17 protein-coding genes are annotated in these 20,916 nt (G+C 67.1%); 8 read left to right on the forward strand and 9 right to left on the reverse strand.

What is annotated here, in order from left to right; genetic code table 11:
* The 3 genes from U4Z31_RS30845 to U4Z31_RS30855 all read right to left on the reverse strand — a co-directional run.
* A partial coding sequence (locus U4Z31_RS30845; RefSeq protein WP_321812317.1) for a PLP-dependent aminotransferase family protein occupies positions 1-1,337 on the reverse strand: 1,337 nt, incomplete at its 3' end.
* Between the two features lie 355 nt (positions 1,338-1,692).
* Positions 1,693-2,145 carry a phosphate-starvation-inducible protein PsiE gene (locus U4Z31_RS30850; RefSeq protein WP_044848158.1) on the reverse strand — a complete coding sequence of 151 codons (453 nt, stop codon included), beginning with the start codon at positions 2,143-2,145 and terminating at the stop codon, positions 1,693-1,695.
* Positions 2,142-2,516: a helix-turn-helix domain-containing protein gene (locus tag U4Z31_RS30855; RefSeq protein WP_415750314.1), complete on the reverse strand. Its 375-nt coding sequence runs from the start codon at positions 2,514-2,516 to the stop codon at positions 2,142-2,144. Before U4Z31_RS30855 ends, U4Z31_RS30850 begins: the two co-directional genes overlap by 4 nt.
* 417 nt (positions 2,517-2,933) lie before the next feature.
* On the opposite strand from U4Z31_RS30855, the gene U4Z31_RS30860 reads away from it, so the two are divergent.
* From U4Z31_RS30860 to U4Z31_RS30880, 5 genes are all read left to right on the forward strand, one after another.
* Positions 2,934-4,013: a Dyp-type peroxidase gene (locus tag U4Z31_RS30860; RefSeq protein WP_321812318.1), complete on the forward strand. Its 1,080-nt coding sequence runs from the start codon at positions 2,934-2,936 to the stop codon at positions 4,011-4,013.
* The gene (locus tag U4Z31_RS30865; RefSeq protein ID WP_321812319.1) at positions 4,006-4,821 is read left to right on the forward strand and encodes a family 1 encapsulin nanocompartment shell protein; all 816 of its coding nucleotides are present in this window, start codon (positions 4,006-4,008) and stop codon (positions 4,819-4,821) included. Before U4Z31_RS30860 ends, U4Z31_RS30865 begins: the two co-directional genes overlap by 8 nt.
* 98 nt (positions 4,822-4,919) lie before the next feature.
* Entirely contained in the window at positions 4,920-5,189 is a 270-nt protein-coding gene (locus U4Z31_RS30870; RefSeq protein WP_124521663.1) for a hypothetical protein, read from the forward strand.
* A gap of 610 nt (positions 5,190-5,799) precedes the next feature.
* On the forward strand, positions 5,800-8,631 hold the full coding sequence (locus U4Z31_RS30875; protein ID WP_321812320.1) for an ATP-dependent Clp protease ATP-binding subunit: 2,832 nt from the start codon (positions 5,800-5,802) through the stop codon (positions 8,629-8,631).
* Between the two features lie 125 nt (positions 8,632-8,756).
* Positions 8,757-11,036 carry an FdhF/YdeP family oxidoreductase gene (locus U4Z31_RS30880; RefSeq protein ID WP_321812321.1) on the forward strand — a complete coding sequence of 760 codons (2,280 nt, stop codon included), beginning with the start codon at positions 8,757-8,759 and terminating at the stop codon, positions 11,034-11,036.
* A gap of 153 nt (positions 11,037-11,189) precedes the next feature.
* Here U4Z31_RS30880 and U4Z31_RS30885 read toward each other — a convergent pair whose 3' ends face one another.
* A complete protein-coding gene (locus tag U4Z31_RS30885; RefSeq protein ID WP_321812322.1) occupies positions 11,190-12,611 on the reverse strand; it encodes a cytosine permease in 1,422 nt (473 codons plus the stop codon).
* A gap of 413 nt (positions 12,612-13,024) precedes the next feature.
* Between U4Z31_RS30885 and U4Z31_RS30890 the strand changes: the two genes are divergently transcribed.
* Complete coding sequence (locus tag U4Z31_RS30890; RefSeq protein ID WP_321812323.1) at positions 13,025-13,948, forward strand: LysR family transcriptional regulator; 924 nt, start codon at positions 13,025-13,027, stop codon at positions 13,946-13,948.
* A gap of 125 nt (positions 13,949-14,073) precedes the next feature.
* On the opposite strand, the gene argE is transcribed toward U4Z31_RS30890, so the two are convergent.
* The 5 genes from argE to U4Z31_RS30915 form a co-directional block, all read right to left on the reverse strand.
* Positions 14,074-15,237, reverse strand: coding sequence for an acetylornithine deacetylase (gene argE / locus U4Z31_RS30895; protein WP_321812324.1), 1,164 nt, complete (start codon positions 15,235-15,237; stop codon positions 14,074-14,076).
* Positions 15,230-15,907 (reverse strand): DUF1028 domain-containing protein, encoded by a 678-nt coding sequence (locus U4Z31_RS30900; RefSeq protein WP_321812325.1) that lies wholly within the window; start codon positions 15,905-15,907, stop codon positions 15,230-15,232. Before U4Z31_RS30900 ends, argE begins: the two co-directional genes overlap by 8 nt.
* Before the next feature lie 8 nt (positions 15,908-15,915).
* On the reverse strand, positions 15,916-16,353 hold the full coding sequence (locus U4Z31_RS30905) for a RidA family protein (RefSeq protein ID WP_321812326.1): 438 nt from the start codon (positions 16,351-16,353) through the stop codon (positions 15,916-15,918).
* A 124-nt stretch (positions 16,354-16,477) separates the two neighbouring features.
* Positions 16,478-17,824, reverse strand: coding sequence for an NAD(P)/FAD-dependent oxidoreductase (locus U4Z31_RS30910; protein WP_321812327.1), 1,347 nt, complete (start codon positions 17,822-17,824; stop codon positions 16,478-16,480).
* 193 nt (positions 17,825-18,017) lie between these two features.
* Positions 18,018-18,539: a DUF6396 domain-containing protein gene (locus tag U4Z31_RS30915; protein ID WP_321812328.1), complete on the reverse strand. Its 522-nt coding sequence runs from the start codon at positions 18,537-18,539 to the stop codon at positions 18,018-18,020.
* A 956-nt stretch (positions 18,540-19,495) separates the two neighbouring features.
* Here U4Z31_RS30915 and U4Z31_RS30920 point away from each other — a divergent pair.
* Positions 19,496-19,651: a hypothetical protein gene (locus U4Z31_RS30920; RefSeq protein WP_193759875.1), complete on the forward strand. Its 156-nt coding sequence runs from the start codon at positions 19,496-19,498 to the stop codon at positions 19,649-19,651.
* A 210-nt stretch (positions 19,652-19,861) separates the two neighbouring features.
* A complete protein-coding gene (trpS, locus tag U4Z31_RS30925) occupies positions 19,862-20,875 on the forward strand; it encodes a tryptophan--tRNA ligase (RefSeq protein ID WP_321797534.1) in 1,014 nt (337 codons plus the stop codon).
* Positions 20,876-20,916 lie beyond the last annotated feature (41 nt).

Here is a 20,916-nt window from a genome sequence, read left to right on the forward strand (position 1 = left end):
ATGAAATTGCGGTAGGTGTCCGCGATCGAGAACATGTAGCCGGGCCCGATCGTGATGCCCTGCTCCAGCGCGAGCTGGTACAGGCGCATCGCATCGACCTGCGCCGGCAACTCGACCCACAGCACGTAGCCGCCCGCCGGGCTCGAGATGCGCGTGCCTTCCGGAAAGAACCGCGACACCATCGCGCGCATCAAGTTCGCCTGCTGCGCATACGCCTTGCGAATCCGCCGCAGGTGATGCTCGTAACCGTCGCGTTCGAGGAACTCGGCGATCGCCAGCTGCGGCAGCGACGGCGTCGCCAGCGTGTTCAGGAACTTCAGCTTCTCGACCTGTTCGCGATAACGGCCCGGCAACGCCCAGCCGATCCGGTACGCGGCCGTCAGGCTTTTCGAGAACGACGCGCAATGCAGCACGATCCCGTTGCGGTCGAACGCCTTCAGCGCACTCGGGTGCGCATTGCCGAAATACAGTTCGTTGTACACGCCGTTCTCGATGATCGGCATGTCGATTTTAGTTGCGAATTCAACCAGTTCGCGCTTGCGCTCGTCGGGCATCTGGAAGCCGAGCGGATTCTGGAAGTTCGGCATCACCATGCACGCGGCGATCGGCTGAGACTTCGCGATCGCCGCCAGCGCCGCGATGTCGATTCCGTATTCCGGGTGTTTAGCGACCTCGATCGCCTTCATCCCCATCCGTTCGATCGCATGCAGCATCGCGTAGAACGTCGGCGACTCCACCGCGATCGTGTCGCCCGGTTTCGCGACCGCCTGCAGGCACAGGTTGATCGCCTCGGTCGCGCCGACCGTCACGATGATCTCGTTCGGGTCGACCGACATCCCGTTTTCCAGGTAGCGCCGTGCGATCTGCCGGATCAGGCGCGGATGGCCCGGCGGCAGCCCGTCGGTCACGCCCCACAGCGACTTGTCGCGGCCGGCCGCGTACGCGTAGCGGTTCAGCTTCTCGAACGGAAACAGGCTCGGGTCCGGGTACGGCGAGCCGAGCGGCACCGCGTCGTCGGTACCGATCGCGCGCAGCGTCGACAGCACGAGCCGGCTCACGTCGACCGACGACGAGATCGCGATCGGCTTCGACGGCCGCAGCTCGCGCACCGGCGCGTGCCCGTCGTCGTTGCGCAGGTTGACGAAGTACCCCGACTGCGGGCGGCTCTCCAGCAGCCCGCGGCTTTCGAGCAGCAGGTACGCGTGCAGCACGGTCGTGATGCTGATCCGGTGCTGCTGGCTCGCCTGCCGCACCGACGGCACACGATCGCCATGTCGATACACGCGTTGCCGGATGAGTCTCTCTATGTCGTTCGCGAATTTCTCGTAGAGCTTCATCCGCCTCGCCCTGCCAGCGGTGAACCAGCCTGCGACGCCCAGGTGCGCGTGCCGTGCCGCTGCACGAAGCCGCATAGCCGTGTCCGGCCGCGGGCGTTCCGGTGCGAGCCACGTCCATTACCGAAATTGAAGGCGGATAGCAATGCGAAATCCATCATGAGAAGGATCGGCATCCTACTGCGTCATTTCGGGGAATGTAAGTGACAGTTTGGCGATCAAACCTCAAATCGCACACGTGTGGTGAACAGATGGAAACGCGGCAGCCGCGAGTCGGCGCCGCACCGAATCAATCTCGGTATAACGAAATGAACTGCCGAACCGACGCCCCCATCGATCGGCCCCGCACACACACGCATCACCGACGCGCATGCACATCGTCCTCGACGTCGTCGACTTCCGCGGGAAAGCGATGCTGGCCGAAGCTGAGGATCAGCACGCCTACCGCGAGCAGCACGATTCCGAACGTGGTCATCAGCATCCGCTCGGGGCTGTCGGTGGCGCCGCGCAGGATCAGGTCGCGCGCGAGCGACGTCATCGCAATGAACAGCGGAAAGCGCACCGGCAGCCGGCCGAGCCGCAGGTAACGCACGTTCATCGCGAGCACTTCGAGATAGAGGAACATCAGCAGCAGGTCGGTCAGCGACACCTCGCCCGCGAGCACGACCTTCCACGCTTCCTGCGTCATCGCGAACGCGGTCGCGAGACCGATCACGATCAGCCCGGCCAGCTCGGCCGCGTGGAGGAAGTGTCCGAAGCGGCGGCGGATGCGCTCGGCGGCCGTATCGGCGGAAACAGTGGACGTATTCAAGGCGATGACCGGTGCAATGAGGGTTGTGCCGCGATCGACGCTGCGTCGACACGGCGGATGGTTTCGGGCGGCGGACAGCCCGCGACGCGCGCATCGGGAAAGGTTGCGCACGCACCGGCCGCGGTGGTGGCCTGCGCGACCGCGGACAGCGTGCGCCGGCAGCACTGGTGGAACGCGACGCCCGCATCGGTACACGCCACGTCGCCGCCCGCACGCGCCAGCAACAGCCGGCAGCCGAGATACCGTTCGAGGCGGTCCAGCCGCTCGCTGACTTGCGCGCGGCCGAGCTTCAGTTCGGACGCCGCGGCGGACACCCCGCCATGCTCGACCACCGCGACATAAATACGCATCGCTTCCAGCAGGTTCATCATGATGGTCCTCGTCGGCGGGCGGAGCGAACCTAATCTACTGCACGCGCCACGCCCGCTCAAGAGCACAGCGCCGCGGGTTTCAGGAGTACAGCTGCACGCCCGCGACGCGAAATCGGAACCCGATCAACCCATTCGAATGACAGATTGGCGATACGTGTTCCAAAGACCCGCCGAAGCTGCTAGATTGCATGCTCGACGACGTTACGCGGTGCGGCGAGGTCGCGCGCCGGGCGAACGCGCGGCCACCGAGCCTGCCTCCCCCTTGCGCGCCCGGGCGGCAGGCCGCCGCCGCTGCGGCCCGTTGCGCGATGCCCGCGCAACGTCCTTCATCCGCATGTCACAAAGAGAACAGTCGCATGACACAGTCCAACCGTTCGTCTTCGCGCGCCGCGGCATCCGCGGCCCGTCCGTCCCGACATGACTGACCGGCAGGCCGCGATGCAAACCCGTCCCCCGCTTTCCCAGGCCGTTCACAGCCCGGTCACGCGCAGCGCGATCTTCCTCGTCGCCACCGTCAACCCCGGCGCCGAGCGCGCCGACACGATCCGCGCGTGGTGCGGCGACATCGCCGCGCTCGTGCGCTCGGTCGGCAAGCGCGTGCCGGACGGCAACCTGTCCTGCGTATGCGCCTTCGGCGCCGACGCCTGGGATGCGCTGTTCGGCGATCCGCGCCCCGCGTCGCTGCATCCGTTCCGCGAATTCGGCGCCGGCCAGCGCCTCGCGATCGCGACGCCCGGCGACATCCTGCTGCACATTCGCGCCGACGCGATGGACCTGTGCTTCGAACTCGCGACCCAATTGCTCGGCGCGCTCGGCGACGCGGTCACGGTCGTCGACGAGGTGCACGGCTTCCGCAACTTCGACCAGCGCGCGATGATCGGCTTCGTCGACGGCACCGAGAACCCGGAGGGCCGCGACGCGGTCGACTTCACGGTGATCGGCGACGAAGATGCCGAATTCGCGGGCGGCAGCTACGTGATCGTGCAGAAGTACCTGCACGACATGGCCGGCTGGAACGCGCTCGCGGTCGAGACGCAGGAGCGCATCATCGGGCGCACCAAATTGTCCGACATCGAGCTCGCGCCGGACGTGAAGCCGTCGTGCTCGCACAGCTCGCTGACCACGCTCGACGAGAACGGCCAGGAAGTGAAGATCCTGCGCGACAACATGCCGTTCGGGCGCCCCGGCTCCGGCGAATTCGGCACCTACTTCATCGGCTACGCGCGCTCGCCGGCGCCGATCGAGCAGATGCTCGAGAACATGTTCGTCGGCCGCCCGCCCGGCAACTACGACCGGCTGCTCGACTACAGCCGCGCGGTCACCGGCTCGCTGTTCTTCGTGCCGTCGGCCGACCTGCTCGAGGCGCTCGCCGATCGCCCCGCACCGGGCGCCGAAGCCACCGCCACCGCCGCGCAGCCGGCCCCCGCATCGCCCGAGTCGCGTCGTGACGGCTCGCTGAACATCGGATCGCTGAAAGGAGCCAAAGCCTATGAATAACCTGCACCGCGAACTCGCGCCGATTTCCTCGTCCGCCTGGGAGCAGATCGAGGAAGAAGTCGCACGCACCTTCAAGCGCTCGGTGGCCGGGCGCCGCGTGGTCGACGTCGAGGGCCCGGCCGGCCCCGAGCTGTCGGCCGTCGGCACCGGGCATCTGCGCGAGGTTGCCGCGCCGCGCGAGCTGGTCGGCGCACGGCTGCGCGAAGTCCGCACGATCGTCGAGCTGACGGTGCCGTTCGAGCTGAGCCGCGATGCGATCGACAGCGTCGAGCGCGGCGCGCGCGACGCCGACTGGCAGCCGGCGAAGGACGCCGCGCAACGCCTCGCGTTCGCGGAAGACGGCGCGATCTTCGACGGCTATCTGGCCGCAGACATCGTCGGCATCCGCGAAGGCACGTCGAATCGCAAGCTCACGCTGCCGGCCGACGTCAGCGCGTATCCGGACGCGATCAGCGACGCGCTGGAAGCGCTGCGGCTCGCCGGCGTCGACGGCCCGTACTCGGTCGTGCTCGGCTCGGACGCCTACACGGCGCTCAGCGAGGCGCGCGACCAGGGCTATCCGGTCCTCGGCCACATCAAGCGCATCGTCAGCGGCGAGATCATCTGGGCGCCGGCGATCAGCGGCGGCTGCGTGCTGTCGACCCGCGGCGGCGACTATGAACTGCACCTCGGCGAAGACGTGTCGATCGGCTACACGGGCCATACCGACAAGGTCGTTCGCCTTTACCTGCGCGAAACGTTCACGTTCCTGATGCTGACGAGCGAGGCATCGGTGGCCGTGGCGCCGCAGGGCAACCCGGCGACCTGACGTTCCGCCCGCGCGATGCCCGACCGGCATCGCGCCCACCGGCCGCATGGCCGGCCGCACGTTCGTCGCCGATCGAACCATCCTGCATGGAGCGAGAAATGAGCGAATCGAATGAAGCACTACAGGCACTGCAAGCGTCGATCGACAGCCTGAAGCAGGCCGTCGACGCGAACGCGAGCCGCCAGGCCGGCGACACCGCCGTATTGTTCACCGTGGTGGCGCTGATGCTGGCCGAACTGCCGCCCGACACCCGCAACCTGATCGAGGATTCGTTCTCCGTCTGGGCCAATGGTCTGCAGAATGCGGCACTGTCAACCGACGTGAAGCAGATCGCACGGCAGAAACTTGCGATGACGCTCTCCGACTGACGCCGCCGCCTCGTCACGGTTGGGCCATGTCCGGCCCGCACCGTGCAACCCGCCCGCTTCGCCAGCGGCCGCGCGCCACGCACCGGTTGCGGTGCGCGCGCGGCCCGGCCTGACCCGTCCGCGCACGCTGCCGCCCTGCGCGCTCGCGCCGATGCGCGCGCGCCGCATTGCGTCGCGCGCCCCCCTTCCCGTTGGCTCGCTGCCGGCGCCCTGCGCGCCGATGTCGCACCGCGCTTCGCGCGCGTCGCACGCCGCCACGTTTGCGCAGCCCGCACGCCGCACCCGCATGCGCGCTCGTCTGTACTCCTTGCGTCTCATGCTCGCACCCTTGTGAGGGTGCAATTCCCGGCCGGGCCAATGCGGAACTGTGTCTTGGAGGCCCCGGGCCGATTCGCTATTTTGAACGCAGTCGAAGTGATGGCGCAGGCGCCGCGAAGCAGCGGTATTGCCGGCGTCGAGCACGGCCGGTCGCCATGCCGGCGCGCGCGGCGCGACGGCGCCGGCATGGCGCGCGCGCCGCCGGTCGCGTCGTGCGGCAGGCACGCCCCGGCGCCCTCGCGCATCGGGACTTCCGTTTCGATTCACGTTCATTGACAGGAGCCAGACCACCATGCCCGCACTTTGCGACATCTGTCACGCCCGGCCGGCCGTCGCGCGCGCCACCGTGATGCAGGACGGCGAGCGCAAGACGATCTCGATCTGCGACTACCACTTCCGTCAGCTGATGCGGCATCAGAGCATGCTGAACCCGTTCGACTCGTTGCTGGGCGGCGGCGCGTCGTCGCTGTTCGGCGAGTCCGGCGACACGTCGCCGCTCGCCGCGGAGATTCCGCGCGAGTCGGTCGACCCGACCGACGCGTTCAGCGAGCAGACGCTCGAACTGCTGCAGCGCGCGGCCGAGAAGGCGCACGAGCTGCGCCGCAGCGAACTCGACACCGAACACCTGCTGTACGCGCTCGCGGACACCGACGTGTGCGCGGCGCTGCTGAAGGAACTGAAGCTGTCGCCGCAGGACATCAAGTCGTACATCGACGAGCACGCGCATACCGGCACGGCCTCCCCCGATGCGTCGCTCGACAAGCTGTCGATCTCGCCGCGCGTGAAGAAGGCCGTGCAGTACGCGTTCCAGGCGTCGCGCGACCTCGGTCACTCGTACATCGGCCCCGAGCACCTGCTGATCGGTCTCGCGTCGGTGCCGGACAGCATCGCCGGCACGCTGCTGAAGAAATACGGCGTGACGCCCGAGGCGCTGCGCCAGAAGGTCGTGAAGGTCGTCGGCAAGGGCGCGGAAGACGGCCGCGTCGATGCGCCGACCGGCACGCCGAATCTCGACAAGTTCGGCCGCGACCTCACCGCGATCGCGCGCCAGGGCAAGCTCGATCCGGTGCTCGGCCGCGCGCAGGAAATCGAAAGCACGATCGAGGTGCTCGCGCGCCGCAAGAAGAACAACCCGGTGCTGATCGGCGAGCCGGGTGTCGGCAAGACCGCGATCGTCGAAGGCCTCGCGCAGCGGATCGTGAACGGCGACGTGCCCGAAGTGCTGCGCGGCAAGCGGCTCGTCGAAGTCAACATCAACTCGATGGTCGCCGGCGCGAAGTATCGCGGCGAATTCGAGGAGCGCGCGAAGCAGCTGATCGACGAAGTGATCGCGAAGCACGACGAACTGATCCTGTTCATCGACGAGCTGCATACGATCGTCGGCGCGGGCCAGGGCGGCGGCGAAGGCGGGCTCGACATCGCGAACGTGCTGAAGCCGGCGCTCGCGCGCGGCGAGCTGAGCCTGATCGGCGCGACCACGCTGAACGAATACCAGAAGCACATCGAGAAGGACGCGGCGCTGGAGCGGCGCTTCCAGCCGGTGTTCGTGCCGGAGCCGAGCGTCGAGCAGACGATCGTGATCCTGCGCGGGCTGCGCGACAGCCTCGAGGCGCACCATCAGGTGACGTTCGCCGACGACGCGTTCGTCGCGGCCGCCGAGTTCGCCGACCGCTACATCACCGCGCGCTTCCTGCCCGACAAGGCGATCGACCTGATCGACCAGGCCGCCGCGCGCGTGCGGATCGGCGCGACGTCGCGCCCCGTCGACATCCAGGAAGGCGAAGCGCAGATCGCGCAGCTGAAGCGCGAGCAGGACTACGCGACGTCGCGCAAGCGCTTCGACGAAGCGAAGCAGTTCGAAGAACAGATCAACGAGAAGCAGAAGTCGCTCGACGAAAAGATGGAAGCGTGGCAGCGCAAGACCGGTTCCGAGACGCTCGAGGTGACCGTCGAATCGGTCGCCGAAGTCGTGTCGCGGCTGACCGGCATTCCGGTGTCCGAGCTTACACAGGAAGAGCGCCAGAAGCTGCTGAAGATGGAAGAGCAGCTGCGCGAGCGCGTGGTCGGCCAGAACGACGCGGTGGTCGCCGTCAGCGACGCGGTGCGGCTGTCGCGTGCCGGCCTCGGCCAGACGCACCGGCCGATCGCGACGTTCCTGTTCCTCGGGCCGACCGGCGTCGGCAAGACCGAGCTCGCGAAGGCGCTGGCCGAGACCGTGTTCGGCGACGAGCAGGCGATCATCCGCATCGACATGTCCGAGTACATGGAGCGGCACGCGGTCGCGCGGCTGATCGGCGCGCCGCCCGGCTACGTCGGCTACGACGAAGGCGGCCAGCTCACCGAGCGCGTGCGGCGCCGCCCGTACAGCGTGATCCTGCTCGACGAGATCGAGAAGGCCCATCCGGACGTCTACAACGTGCTGCTGCAGGTGTTCGACGACGGCCGGCTGACCGACGGCAAGGGCCGCGTGGTCGACTTCAGCAACACGATCATCATCGCGACGAGCAACCTCGGCGCCGCGATCATCATGGACAACCTCACGCAGCCGGAAGCCGCGCGCAAGACCGACAAGGCGATCCGCGAGCAGCTGATGCAGGTGCTGAAGGGCCATTTCCGCCCCGAGTTCCTGAACCGGATCGACGAGGTGATCGTGTTCCATGCGCTGTCGAAGGAGAACATCCGCTCGATCGTGCAGATCCAGCTCGACCGCGTGGTGCGCACCGCCGCCGCGCAGGACATCACGCTCGTGATGGGCGACTCGCTCGTCGAACACCTGACCGAAGCCGGCTACCAGCCGGAGTTCGGCGCGCGCGAACTGAAGCGGCAAGTTCGGCAGATCATCGAAACGAAGCTCGCGAAGGAGATCCTCGCGGACAAGCTTCAGTCGGGCGACCGCGTCGAAGTCGACTACGACACGGCCGGCGACACGGTGACGTTCAACAAGCTCGCGCCGCCTGATGCGAAGGACGCGAAGCAGGACGCCGACGGCAAGGCCAGGCCGAACGGCAAGGCCGCGAAGGCATCGGCCGATGAAAAGGATGACGAAGCAAAGGCCGATACGCCGCCGCCCGTCGCGAAGGCATCCGGCAAGAAGTCGTCCGGTGCGAAGAAGGACGCGCACTGATACCACGCGGGCCCGGATGCCTGGGCCCGCATGACCGGCGCCGTCCGCCGGACGGCGCCGCCCCAACGCCGCGACGCGGCGCAACCCGAGCCACCCCGCAGCGGGCCCGGCTCATGGAGATTCACATGACAAATCGACGCGAAGTGCCAGGCATCAGGAAGTACGATGGGCCCGCCGGCGGTTGGGGCGCGCTTCGCGCGACAGCCGAGGCCGTGCGCACGCAGATGGAAACCATCGAGGCGCCGATCGTGCTGATGCAGACCAACCAGCCCGACGGTTTCGACTGTCCCGGCTGCGCGTGGCCCGACAAGGAACACAAGTCGACGTTCCAGTTCTGCGAGAACGGCGCGAAAGCCGTCACGTGGGAGGCCACGACCAAGCGCGTGACGCCCGAGTTCTTCGCGGCGAACACCGTGTCGTCGCTGCTGCGGATGTCCGACTACGAGCTGGAGAACATGGGCCGGCTCACGCATCCGCTCGTCTACGATCGCGCGACCGACACGTTCCGCGCGGTCGAATGGGACGACGCGTTCGCGCGGATCGGCGAAGTGCTGCGCGCGCTGCCGCCCGAGCAGGTCGAGTTCTATACGTCGGGGCGCGCGTCGAACGAAGCCGCGTATCTGTATCAACTGTTCGCGCGCGAGCTCGGCACCAACAACTTCCCCGACTGCTCGAACATGTGCCACGAGCCGACCAGCGTCGGCCTGCCGCAGTCGATCGGGATCGGCAAAGGCACGGTGTCGCTGGAGGATTTCGACCACTGCGAGCTGATCATCTCGATCGGCCACAACCCCGGCACGAACCACCCGCGGATGATGGGCACGCTGCACGAGTGCTCGCGCCGCAACGTGCCGATCATCGTGTTCAACCCGTTGCGCGAGCGCGCGCTCGAACGCTTCGCCGATCCGCAGGACATGATCGAGATGGCGTCGTTCGGTTCGACGCGCATCGCGTCGACGTACTACCAGGTCGACGCGGGCGGCGACGCGGCCGCGCTGAAGGGCATCATGAAGGCGCTGCTGCAGCTCGAGGCCGAGCGCGGCGACGTGCTCGACCGCGACTTCATCGCGCAGCACACCAGCGGCTTCGACGCGTTCTCCACCGACCTGCAGGCCACGTCGTGGGACGACATCGAGCGCGCGAGCGGCCTGAGCCAGGCGCAGCTCGAGCAGGTCGCGCTCGCCTATGCGAAATCGAACGCGACGATCGTCACGTACGGGATGGGCGTCACGCAGCACAACAAGGGCACTGCGACCGTGCGCCTGATCGCCGACCTGCTGCTGATGCGCGGCAACTTCGGCAAGCCCGGCGCGGGCGTATGCCCGCTGCGCGGCCACTCCAATGTGCAGGGCAACCGCACGGTCGGCATCACCGAGAAGCCGTCGGCCGAGTTCCTGCAGAAGATCGAGGACGTGTGCGGCTTCAAGCCGCCCGCGCATCACGGGCACGACGCCGTGCAGGCCATGCAGGCGATGGTCGACGGCCAGGCCAAGGCGCTGCTGTGCCTCGGCGGCAACTTCGCGGTCGCGCTGCCCGATCCCGAGCTGTCGTTTCCCGCGATGGCGAAGCTCGATCTCAGCGTGCATCTCGGCACGAAGCTGAACCGCTCGCATCTGCTGGTTGCGAAGGAAACCTACATCCTGCCCGTGCTCGGCCGCACCGAGCTCGACATGCAGGCGAGCGGCCGGCAGTCGATCACCGTCGAGGATTCGATGTCGATGGTCCACGCGTCGGCCGGCAAGCTCAAGCCGGCGTCCGACGCGTTGCGCTCGGAGCCCGCGATCGTCGCGGGGATCGCGCATGCGACGCTGCCGAACAGCACGGTCGCGTGGCTCGACCTGATCGCCGACTACGACCGCATCCGCGACCTGATCGACAAGACGGTGCCCGGCTTCGAGGCGTTCAACGAGCGGATCCGCACGCCAGGCGGCTTCCGCCTGCCGCTGCCGCCAACCGAGCGCGTGTGGCCCACGCCGACCGGCAAGGCGATGTTCTCGGTCTACACGGGCGTGAAGGAAGACGCGGACGTGCTCGGCGCCGAGCAGGTGCTGCGGCTGATCACGCTGCGCAGCCACGACCAGTACAACACGACGATCTACGGGCTCGACGACCGCTATCGCGGCGTGTTCGGGCGGCGCGACGTGCTGTTCATGAACGCAGCCGATCTCGCGAAGTACGGGCTCGAACACGGCGACCTCGTCGACATCGAGACGATCACCGCCTCGGGCCGCACGCTGCGCCTCGAGAAGATCACCGCGATCGAGTACGACATCGCGCCGGGCTCGGTCGGCGCGTATTACCCGGAAGCGAACGTGCTCGTGCCGCTCGACTACATCGACAAGGAAAGCGGCACGCCGTCGTACAAGTCGGTGCCGGTGAGGGTCGCGCGTTCCGCGGTCGTGTGATCCGCGGGCGGGCAGGTTCGCGACGTACGGCACGCATGCGACATGCCGTGACGCCGAGAACCTGGCTGCCGCCCCGCCTCCCCGCTCTCACGGCCGCTGCATCGCAACCGATGCGGCGGCCGCTTCGTTTCATCGCGGCGAACGACGATCCGCTTACCGCGCCGCCGACGGCGGCAGAGGCGCGCCCGTCTGCCGGCGACGGTACGCGCTGTCGCGCGTCGCGAGCCAGTAGTACAGCGGCGACGTCAGCGCGAGGCCGACGAGCCAGGACAGGTCGGCGCCGCCGAGATGCGCGGGAATCGGGCCCGCATACATCGGCGTGTTCATGAACGGGATCTGCACGACGATCCCGATCGCATACGCGAGCAGCGCCTGCGGATTGAAGCGGCCGTACACGCCGCCGTCCGCCATGAAGATCGACTGGATGTCGTACTTGCCCTTGTGGATCACGTAGAAGTCGATCAGGTTGATCGCCGTCCACGGCACCAGCACGACGAGCAGCGCGAGCACGAGATCGACGAGATTGCCGACGAAGTTGGTCGACGCGCCGATCGCCGCGTAGCAGCACGCGATGAAGATCACCACCGACACCACCGCGCGCGTCTTCGCGGTCGGAATCCACTTGTACGCGAAGGTCTGCACCGACGTGATGACGGCGAGCACCGCGCCGTACAGGTTCAGCGCGTTGTGGCTGATCACGCTCAGCAGGAACAGCACCAGCATCAGCGGGCCGAGCGGGCCCGTCGCCTGCTTGACCGCGTCCATCGTGTCCGCGCCGGCCGGCACCGCGAGCACCGCGACCGCGCCGAAGATGAATGCGAGCGTCGAGCCGATCGTGCAGCCGAGATAGGTCGCCCAGAACGTCGACGCGACGCCGGCGTCTTCCGGCAGGTAGCGCGAATAGTCCGACACGTACGGTGCGAACGCGATCTGCCACAGCGCGGACAGCGACACCGTTGCCAGCCACCCGGCGAAATCGAAGCCGCCGCGCGTGAGGAAATCGGCGGTGCTCACGTGCGACAGGATCATCCAGAAGCCGACCACGATGCCGATGCCCAGCACCCATGTGCCGATCCGGTTCAGGATGTGGATGAACCGGTAGCCGACGATCCCGATCAGCCCGGACCCCACCGCGCCGATCACGATGCCGACGGGCACCGGCACCGACGACGCGATGCCGTGCACCGACTTGCCGGCCAGCACGATGTTCGACGCGAAGAAGCCGACGTACATCACCGCCGCGATCACCGTGACGAGCAGCGCGCCCCACGAACCGAACTGCGCGCGGCTCTGGATCATCTGCGGGATGCCCATCTGCGGCCCCTGCGCCGAATGCAGCGCCATCAGCACGCCGCCGACCGCCTGGCCGACGACGATCGCGACGATCGCCCACATCAGGTTCAGGTGAAAGAGCTGCACGCCGAGCGCGCCGGTCACGATCGGCAGCGGCGCGATGTTGCCGCCGAACCAGAGCGTGAACAGGTCGCGCACCTTGCCGTGGCGTTCTGCGGGCGGCACGTAGCCGATCGTGTGTTTCTCTATCATGGGGGACGCGTTGCGGTCCGCGGTCGTCATGGCGAAGTCTCCTGTGCTGCGCGGCGATGCGCGCGTGCCGTTTCAGCCGGCGCGCGACCGTGCGCGCGCCTGCAATCGGGTCCGGACACGCGGGCGACGCCGATCGACGCGCCGGCGCCCACTACGCCACTACGCCACTACGCGCGGGGACGGATGACATGCCCCGCCGGTGCGTGCGCGCTTTTGTCGCGATCCGGATTGGAGACGATGGTGCGCCACGCATGCGGCGACCGGAAAATACTAAAAATATTTCCGGGACATACGAAAAAGCTCTGCAGCGGAAACGGCGGCGCCGATTTTCTTCGGTTAAGGTGCTACCCGAAACGATGGCCCGGTTGCGCGCGCCGGCGACGCGTGCGCGCCGGAGCCGAGTAACAGGGGTATCAGGGGTAACAGCGGTAACAGGGGTGCTCGTGGCTCACTACACTTTGCGGCAACTGAAATATTTCGTGACGACGGTGGAATCCGGCAGCGTCGCCGAGGCGTCGCGCCAGCTCTTCATCGCGCAGCCGTCGATCTCCAGCGCGATCAAGGGGCTCGAGGAGAGTTTCGGCGTGAAGCTGTTCATCCGCCATCACGCGCAGGGCGTGTCGCTGACGCCGAGCGGCACGCGTTTCTACCGGAAGGCGCAGGAACTGCTGCGCATCGCGCACGAATTCGAACAGAATGCGCTCGCCGACAACGACGTGGTCACCGGCCAGATCGATATCGGCTGCTTCGAGACCGTCGCCCCGCTCTACCTGCCGCAACTGATCGCGGGCTTTCGCGAGCGCTACCCGGGCGTCAACATCCGGCTGCGCGACGGCGACCAGCAGGAGCTCGTGCAGGGCCTCACGGCCGGCACCTTCGATCTCGCGTTCCTCTACGATCACGATCTCGACGGCACGATCGAAACCGAGCCGCTGATGCCGGCGCAGCAGCCGTACGTGCTGCTGCCGGAGAACCACCGGTTCGCGGGCCAGTCGCACGTCTCGCTGCGCGACCTCTGCGTCGAGCCGATGATCCTGCTCGACGTGCTGCCGAGCCGAACATACTTCGTCAGCCTGTTTCACGAACTCGGGCTCACGCCGAACATCGTGTTCGCTTCGCCGTCGATCGAGATGGTGCGCGGGATGGTCGGCCAGGGGTTCGGCTTCTCGCTGCTCGTCACGCGGCCGCATTCCGAATACACGTACGACGGCCGGCGCGTCGTGACGATCGCCCTCAGCGAAACGGTCAGCCCGTCGGGGCTCGTGAGCGCACGGCTCAAACGCGGGCAACTGACGAAGCAGGCGCAGTCGTTCGTCGAGTTCTGCCGCGAGCGATTTGCGCAGATCGTCACGGAATCGGTGCGGTAGAACGACGGGGAAAGACGCACGCGCCGGGGGCGCGCAGCGTGCGGTGTGCAGTTAGCGGCAGGACTACCCGACCGACTCAGTCGACTGAATCCGCTGAGTCGGCTGAGTCGTGCGGATCGATCGAATCAACCCGCTTCAGCGAGATACGCCGCAAGCCGGGCGAGCATCGCGTCGCATCCGTGCAGCTGCTCGACCGTGACGAACTCGTCGGGCTTGTGCCCCTGGTCCATGCTGCCCGGCCCGCACACGACGGTCGGAATGCCGGCCTGCCCGAACAGCCCGCCCTCGGTGCCGAACGCGACCGTGTCGAACGCGTCGGAGCCGCTCAGCATCGCGAGCAGTCGCGCGGCTTCGCTGTCCGGCGACGTCGCGAGCCCCGGATACGCGCCGAGCGGCTCCAGGCGAATGTCGGTATCGGGTTGCACCGCGCGCATCTTCGGCAACAGTTCGGATTCCGCATAATCCTGCAGCTTCATCGGTACGTCGTGCGCATCGAACGCCGGCAGCGCCCGCACCTCGAAGTCGAACTCGCATTCGGCCGGCACGATGTTCAGCGCGCGGCCGCCCTTGATCAGTCCCGCCTGCACGGTCGAGAACGGCGGATCGAAACGGTTGTCGCGATGCTCGGGCCGCGCGAGCGCCGCGCCGATCTCGCCGAGCCGGCCGATCAGCTTCGCCGCGTAGTCGATCGCGTTGACGCCGAGCGGCGCGTACGCCGAGTGGCACGCCGCGCCCTTCACGTGGCAACGCATCGCGAGCTTGCCCTTGTGACCGAGCACCGGCTTCAGTTCAGTCGGCTCGCCGATCAGGCACAGGCGCGGCCGGTGCGCGCGCGCGGCCAGCGCGTCGAGCATCGGCCGCACGCCGAGACAGCCGACTTCCTCGTCGTAGGAAAACGCGAGATGCACCGGCAGGCTCGATGCCCGCGCGACGAACGCCGGCACCGCCGCGAGCACCGACGCGATGAAGCCCTTCATGTCGGCCGTGCCGCGCCCGTACAGCCGGCCGTCGCGTTCGGTCAGCCGGAACGGCTCGACCGTCCACGCCTGCCCATCGACCGGCACCACGTCGGTATGGCCCGACAGCGCGATGCCGCCGCGATCGCGCGGCCCGATCGTCGCGTACAGGCTCGCCTTCGTGCGTTCCGCGTTGTAGAACAGCTCGCTCTCGACGCCGAAGCCGCCGAGATAATCGCGGATGAATTCGATCATCGCGAGGTTCGAATCGCGGCTGACCGTCGCGAAGCCGATCAGCCGCTCGAGCAGTGCGCGGCTCGACGTGTCACTCATCGCCCGGCACCCCGTAGCTCGGCGCGGCGGTCGGGTTCAGCGCGCGCGTCTGGTAATCCTGCATCTGCGGGCGATACGCGTGCCACAGCGCATCGAGCTGCCCGATCGGATCGGCATCGGACCAGTCGACGCGCAGGTCGACGATCGGCCAGGTCACGTCGCCGGCCACCTTCAGCGCGGCCGAATGCACGGGTCCCGCCTCGCCGCCCGCCGCGATCGCTGCGTGCATCGCAGCCAGCAGGCGATCGGCCAGCAGCCCGGGCGCCTGCTCGAACGCGCGCGCCATCGCATCGATCACGGCCGGCGCGGCCAGCAGGTTGCCGGCCGCCACGCATTGCTCGCCCTGCGCTGCATGGTGCGTGCCGAGCGCTTCCTTGCCGGTGAAGCACGCGGTCTGCCCCTGCCCGTCGATCACCGTGACCTGCCGGTACTGGCTCCAGCCGTTCGCGCTGAGCGCGTGGTCGAGCGCGGCGGCCGGCGCGAGTTGCCGATGCTCGATCAGATCGAGGATCTGCGGGCCCAGCGCCGGCAGCGTGATGTTCTGCGTCGCGACCGCGCCGACGCCCGCGCGCACCCAAGGGCAGCGTGCGCCCACCGCGATGCTCGACGAGCTGATCGCGATCCCGAGCTGGCCCGTTTCCGGGCAGCGCCCGACGATGGAGAAAGTCATGTCGGCTCCTATGCGCGGTTCGGCTGCCAGTTGTCCGGGATCACGGCGATCACGTCGATCTCCATCAGCCACTGCGGCTGGCCGAGCGCCGACACGACGAGCCCCGTCGAGATCGGATAGACGCCCTTCAGCCACGTGCCGACTTCCTGGTACACCGGCTCGCGATAGCGCGGGTCAATCAGGTAGGTCGTCGTCTTCACGATGTGCGTGATGTCGCTGCCGGCTTCCTCCAGCAGCTGCTTCACGTTCTTCATCGCCTGCGCGGCCTGCGCGCGCGGATCGCCGAGGCCGATCAGGTTGCCGTCGAAATCGGTGCCGACCTGGCCGCGCACGTACACGGTATTGCCGGCCCGCACGGCCTGGCACAGGTCGTTGTCGAGCGTCTGGTTCGGGTAGGTATCCTTCGTGTTGAACATGCGGATACGGGTGTGGGTAGGCTGGCTCATCGAGGTCCTTCGATTGACGGTGGGTGCGCCCGCCGCAGCGGAAGCGGTCGCGGCGGGTTCGGGTTGTAGCGAGGGCGCCGCGTCCGGGCTGCTTGCCGCGCGCGGGCCGTGGCGTGAGCGCGTATCAGTCGATCGTGTCGACGAGCGGGCAGGCATCGACCCGCGCCGTGTGCGCCGTGTCGTCGTGCGCGATGCGCGTCTCGGCGCGGCGTCGCGATGCGTCGTGATAGTCGAGGTACTTGCGCTGCGTGACGATGTGGTCGGCGATATGTTTCGCATCGTGCCACACGCCCCAGATGAAGCTGGAGCCGCGTCGCGACAGCCACGGCAGTCCGAGGAAATAGATGCCCGGCTCTTTCGACACGCCGCGCTGATGCTGCGGCTTGCCGTTCGCGGCGAACGCGTCGACGTTCAGCCAGCCGTAGTCGACCGCGTAGCCCGTCGCCCAGACGATCGACGTGACGCCGGCGCCGGCTAGGTCGAGCGCGAGGATCGGCTGCGCGACGCAATCCGGATCCGGCAGGATGCGGCGCGCTTCTGGTTCCTCGGGCAGGTCGAGGCCGTTGCGTGCCGCGTATGCGTCAGCCGCGTCGAGCAGCGACAGGTAGTTCTCGTCGCCGCGGGCGAGATTGGCCGCGAGATCGCGTTCGAACACCGCGACGCCGCCGTCGAACGACTTCGTCAGCCCCACGAGCGTCACGCCTTGGTGCGCGAGTGCGCGGAAATCGACCGTGTGGCCGCCGCGCGCACCGCTCACCGCGATCGTCACGTGTTCGCGTCCGGGCGTCGCGACTTCCTTGTCCCATTCGCCGAGCACGCCGAGCCACCAGCAGAAATCGCGGCCGCGATACGCGCGCGGCGGGCGGTCATGCGGGCCGACCGACAGGTAGACCTGCCGGCCCGCGCGCTGCAGCTCGTCGGCGATCTGCACGCCCGACGAACCCGCGCCGACCACCAGCACCGCACCGTCCGGCAATTGCGCCGGATTGCGATAGTCGGCGGAGTGGATCTGCACGAGGCTGGCGTCGTCCGGCGCGATCGGCGGGATGACCGGACGCTGGAACGGGCCCGTCGCGACGACCACGCGGTTCGCCTCGATCGTGCCCTCCGAGGTTTCGACGATGAACCCCGGCTTGCCCGTGTTGCGCACGACGTTCTTCACTTCGACGCCGGTGCGGATCGGCGCGTCGAACTTGCGCGCATAGGCTTCGAAATAGTCGGCGACCTGGTCCTTCGTGGCGAACGCATCGGGATCGAGGCCGTCGAATTCGAGGCCCGGAAAGCGGTCGTGCCACGCGGGGCCGTTCGCGACCAGCGAATCCCAACGCCCGGTGCGCCAGCGCTCGGCGATGCGGTCGCGTTCCAGCACGAGATGCGGCACGCCGAGCTTGCCCAGGTGCTCGCTCATGGCCACGCCGGCCTGGCCGGCCCCGACGACCAGCGTATCGATTGAGGTTGTTTCCACTGCCACGGCTGTCTCCTTGAAGTGCGGCTCGCGGCGATGCTCGTGTCGTCGCGCGAGGGGGAATGGAGACATTCTGCTGACAGGCTCGCTAGGGCGAAACGATCATTTTTGTGGTTGTTGACGAGAAAAAAGCTGGGGCGATCGAGCATGGCTGGCGGAACGGGCATAGAGCACCGCGTTCGGCCCAGACTGCCCAACGCTATTCCTGCGTATGTGCACGGTCGATGCGATGCCCGGCGGAAACGGGAAGCGTGTCCGAAACCGGCAGCGTCGGTTTCGCCGCATCGATCAATGTCGCTTTGTTGCCGTCCCACTTGGGCAGTTTGGCCGGCGGCAGCGGCACGACCTTGTCAAGGTTTGGCAGACGAAGGTCCGGATCGCGCTCGAGGCGGTCGGCGAGAATTCCGTAGCGTTCGGCGCGTGCCTCGTCCTTGACATGGCCGACCAACGGATCACCCTTGCCAAATGAAGCGCTCAACCATCCGGCACTTTCGGCGCTCCCAAATTTCACACCCGCATGCAAGGTTTTGAGTGCACGTTGGTTGTTCTCGCCCAATTCTTGGCGATCACCGATGATCGTCGTCCCCAGTTCATATGCTGCACGCCCGTTACCCTGCGCGACACCGCATTCCAGCATTTGAAGCGCAATCTTGCGATTACCCCAAAAGCCCGCTTTGGGATCGTCATAAATCGCATCCATCTTGCCGCCCAGATAGGCCATCGCATTCGGGCTGCCCCTATCGGCAGCCAGTTGCCAGAATGCATAGGCTCTGCTCGCATCCTGCTTACCCCCATCCCGTCCATGTAATACGTGCCCATCAGATCGTAGGCCGCCGGAATGCCGAGTTTCATCGCCTGTTCAGCGATTTGAACGGCATGTTCGGAATCACCATCCACGCCTTCGCCGCGAGCGTACGCATTCGCCAGATTCAACATCGCCTTCCAGTGTTTGCGCTCGGCGGCCTTCGCCCATAACTCGACGGCCCCCCTATAGTCGCGCTGATCCGGCCACAGCAACGAACTGGAGAGCGCGATCGCTCGCGTATTCCAACGATCTGCCTCTGGATCGATCCGAGGAACAACGTCGGCTTCATGCTTGCATTCGAACGCTTCGCGGTGCGGATTGAACGCAGTCAGCGACATGTTGCGAGGAAGCGAATCGTTCCTTGAACAGGCGGCACATCCAACGATCAGAAGAACGGAAGCCAATCGGATCTGCCGGCCACGGTCCGCGGTAATCAGACGCAATCGAATTCGCACGATATCGAATACCTTGCACGACAAGAAATGAATGCACGGTCACGTGCGCAGTATGGAACGGCACAAACGGCCTGCTGACAAGGCCCTCATCCGGCAATTTCATGGGCCGTCGGCAATGGCCCGCAGTCGGGACAGCATCTCCGTTCATATGCCGCTGATTTTACGTTGCGTCCCTTTAACCTGTCCCCACCCCACAATTCTTGACTATGCGCACGCCGTCGAACTGGTAGGATGCGCATCACTAGGCGAGACGCATCCGGCGCACCTGATCGTTCCCCTTTTCGATCTCCCGCACGCGATCCCTTGCCGCGCCGAGCCACCGGCTCAGCCCCCCGTCGAACCCCGCAACACCCCGGCGTCGGCCCCACCCGACCCGTTGCAGCAACCGTTGGAGTAGCGCACGTTGCGCCTGCAAGCATGAAGAAACTGAAGCAGCACATCCGCACCTTGGGCGAGATCGACCGCACGCCGCTGGTACGCGCCGGCGCGCTGCTGTTGATGGCCGGCCTGCTGTACCTGCTGTGGCCGTCGGCCGAAACCGCCTACCTCGCGATGGAGTCGGTCATACGCTGACGCAGCACGCCCGTCCCCGCACTACGCTATACTCGCGCAATGGAAACCCAACCTGCCTCGCCGAACGTGCATCGCTGGTGGCGCGCCTGACCCAGGCGGCCCGTTTCCTTTTGCATGTCCCGAACGTGATGCCGCCAGCCATGGCGGCATTGTCGTTTCTGCGCCCGAATCATGGCTGGTGGCTTCGATAACCCGGAGCCAATCCACACCATGACGCACCCGACCCGACCGACCATCCTCACCGGCGACCGCACGACCGGCCCGCTGCATCTCGGCCACTACATCGGCTCGCTGCGCGCGCGCGTGCAGATGCAGCACGACGCGACGCAGTTCCTGCTGCTCGCCGACACGCAGGCGCTGACCGACAACATGGGCCGTCGCCAGCGCGTCACCGAAAACGTGATCGAGGTCGCGCTCGACTACCTGGCCGTCGGCATCGACCCGGCGATCTCGACGATCGTCGTCCAGTCGCAGGTGCCCGAGCTCGCCGAACTGTCGCAATACCTGCTCAACCTCGTCACGGTCGCGCGCCTCGAGCGCAACCCGACCATCAAGGAAGAGATCCGCCTGCGCGGCTTCGAGCGCGACATCCCGGCTGGCTTCCTGACCTATCCCGTCAGCCAGGCCGCCGACATCACCGCGTTCAAGGCGACGCACGTGCCGGTCGGCGACGACCAGCTGCCGATGATCGAACAGACCAACGAACTCGTGCGCCGCTTCAACGCGACGGTCGACAAGCCGGTGCTGGTGGAATGCGAGGCGGTGCTGTCGGCGGTCACGCGGCTGCCGGGCATCGACGGCAAGGCGAAGATGAGCAAGTCGCTCGGCAACGCGATCACGCTCGGCTCGACGCCGGACGAGATCGCGCAGGCCGTGAAGGACATGTACACGGATCCGAACCACCTGCGCGTGAGCGATCCCGGCCAGGTCGAAGGCAACGTCGTGTTCACGTTCCTCGACGCGTTCGAGCCCGACGTGCAGAAGGTCGACGAACTGAAGGCGCACTATCGCCGCGGCGGCCTCGGCGACAGCGTCGTCAAGCGCGTGCTGAACGAGCGGCTGCAGGCGCTGATCGAGCCGATCCGTGCGCGCCGCCGCGAATTCGAGGCGGACAAGGCGGAGGTGATGGCGATCCTGAAGCGCGGCACGATGCATGCGCGCGAGGTGGCCGGCGCGACGCTGGCCGAGGTGAAAGGCGCGATGGGGCTCACGTATTTCGATTGAGCCGTGCGCGGCAAACACGGCCGGGCGGCGTGGCGTGGCGC

The organism is Burkholderia sp. BCC1985 (assembly GCF_905339915.1).
GTDB lineage: Bacteria > Pseudomonadota > Gammaproteobacteria > Burkholderiales > Burkholderiaceae > Burkholderia.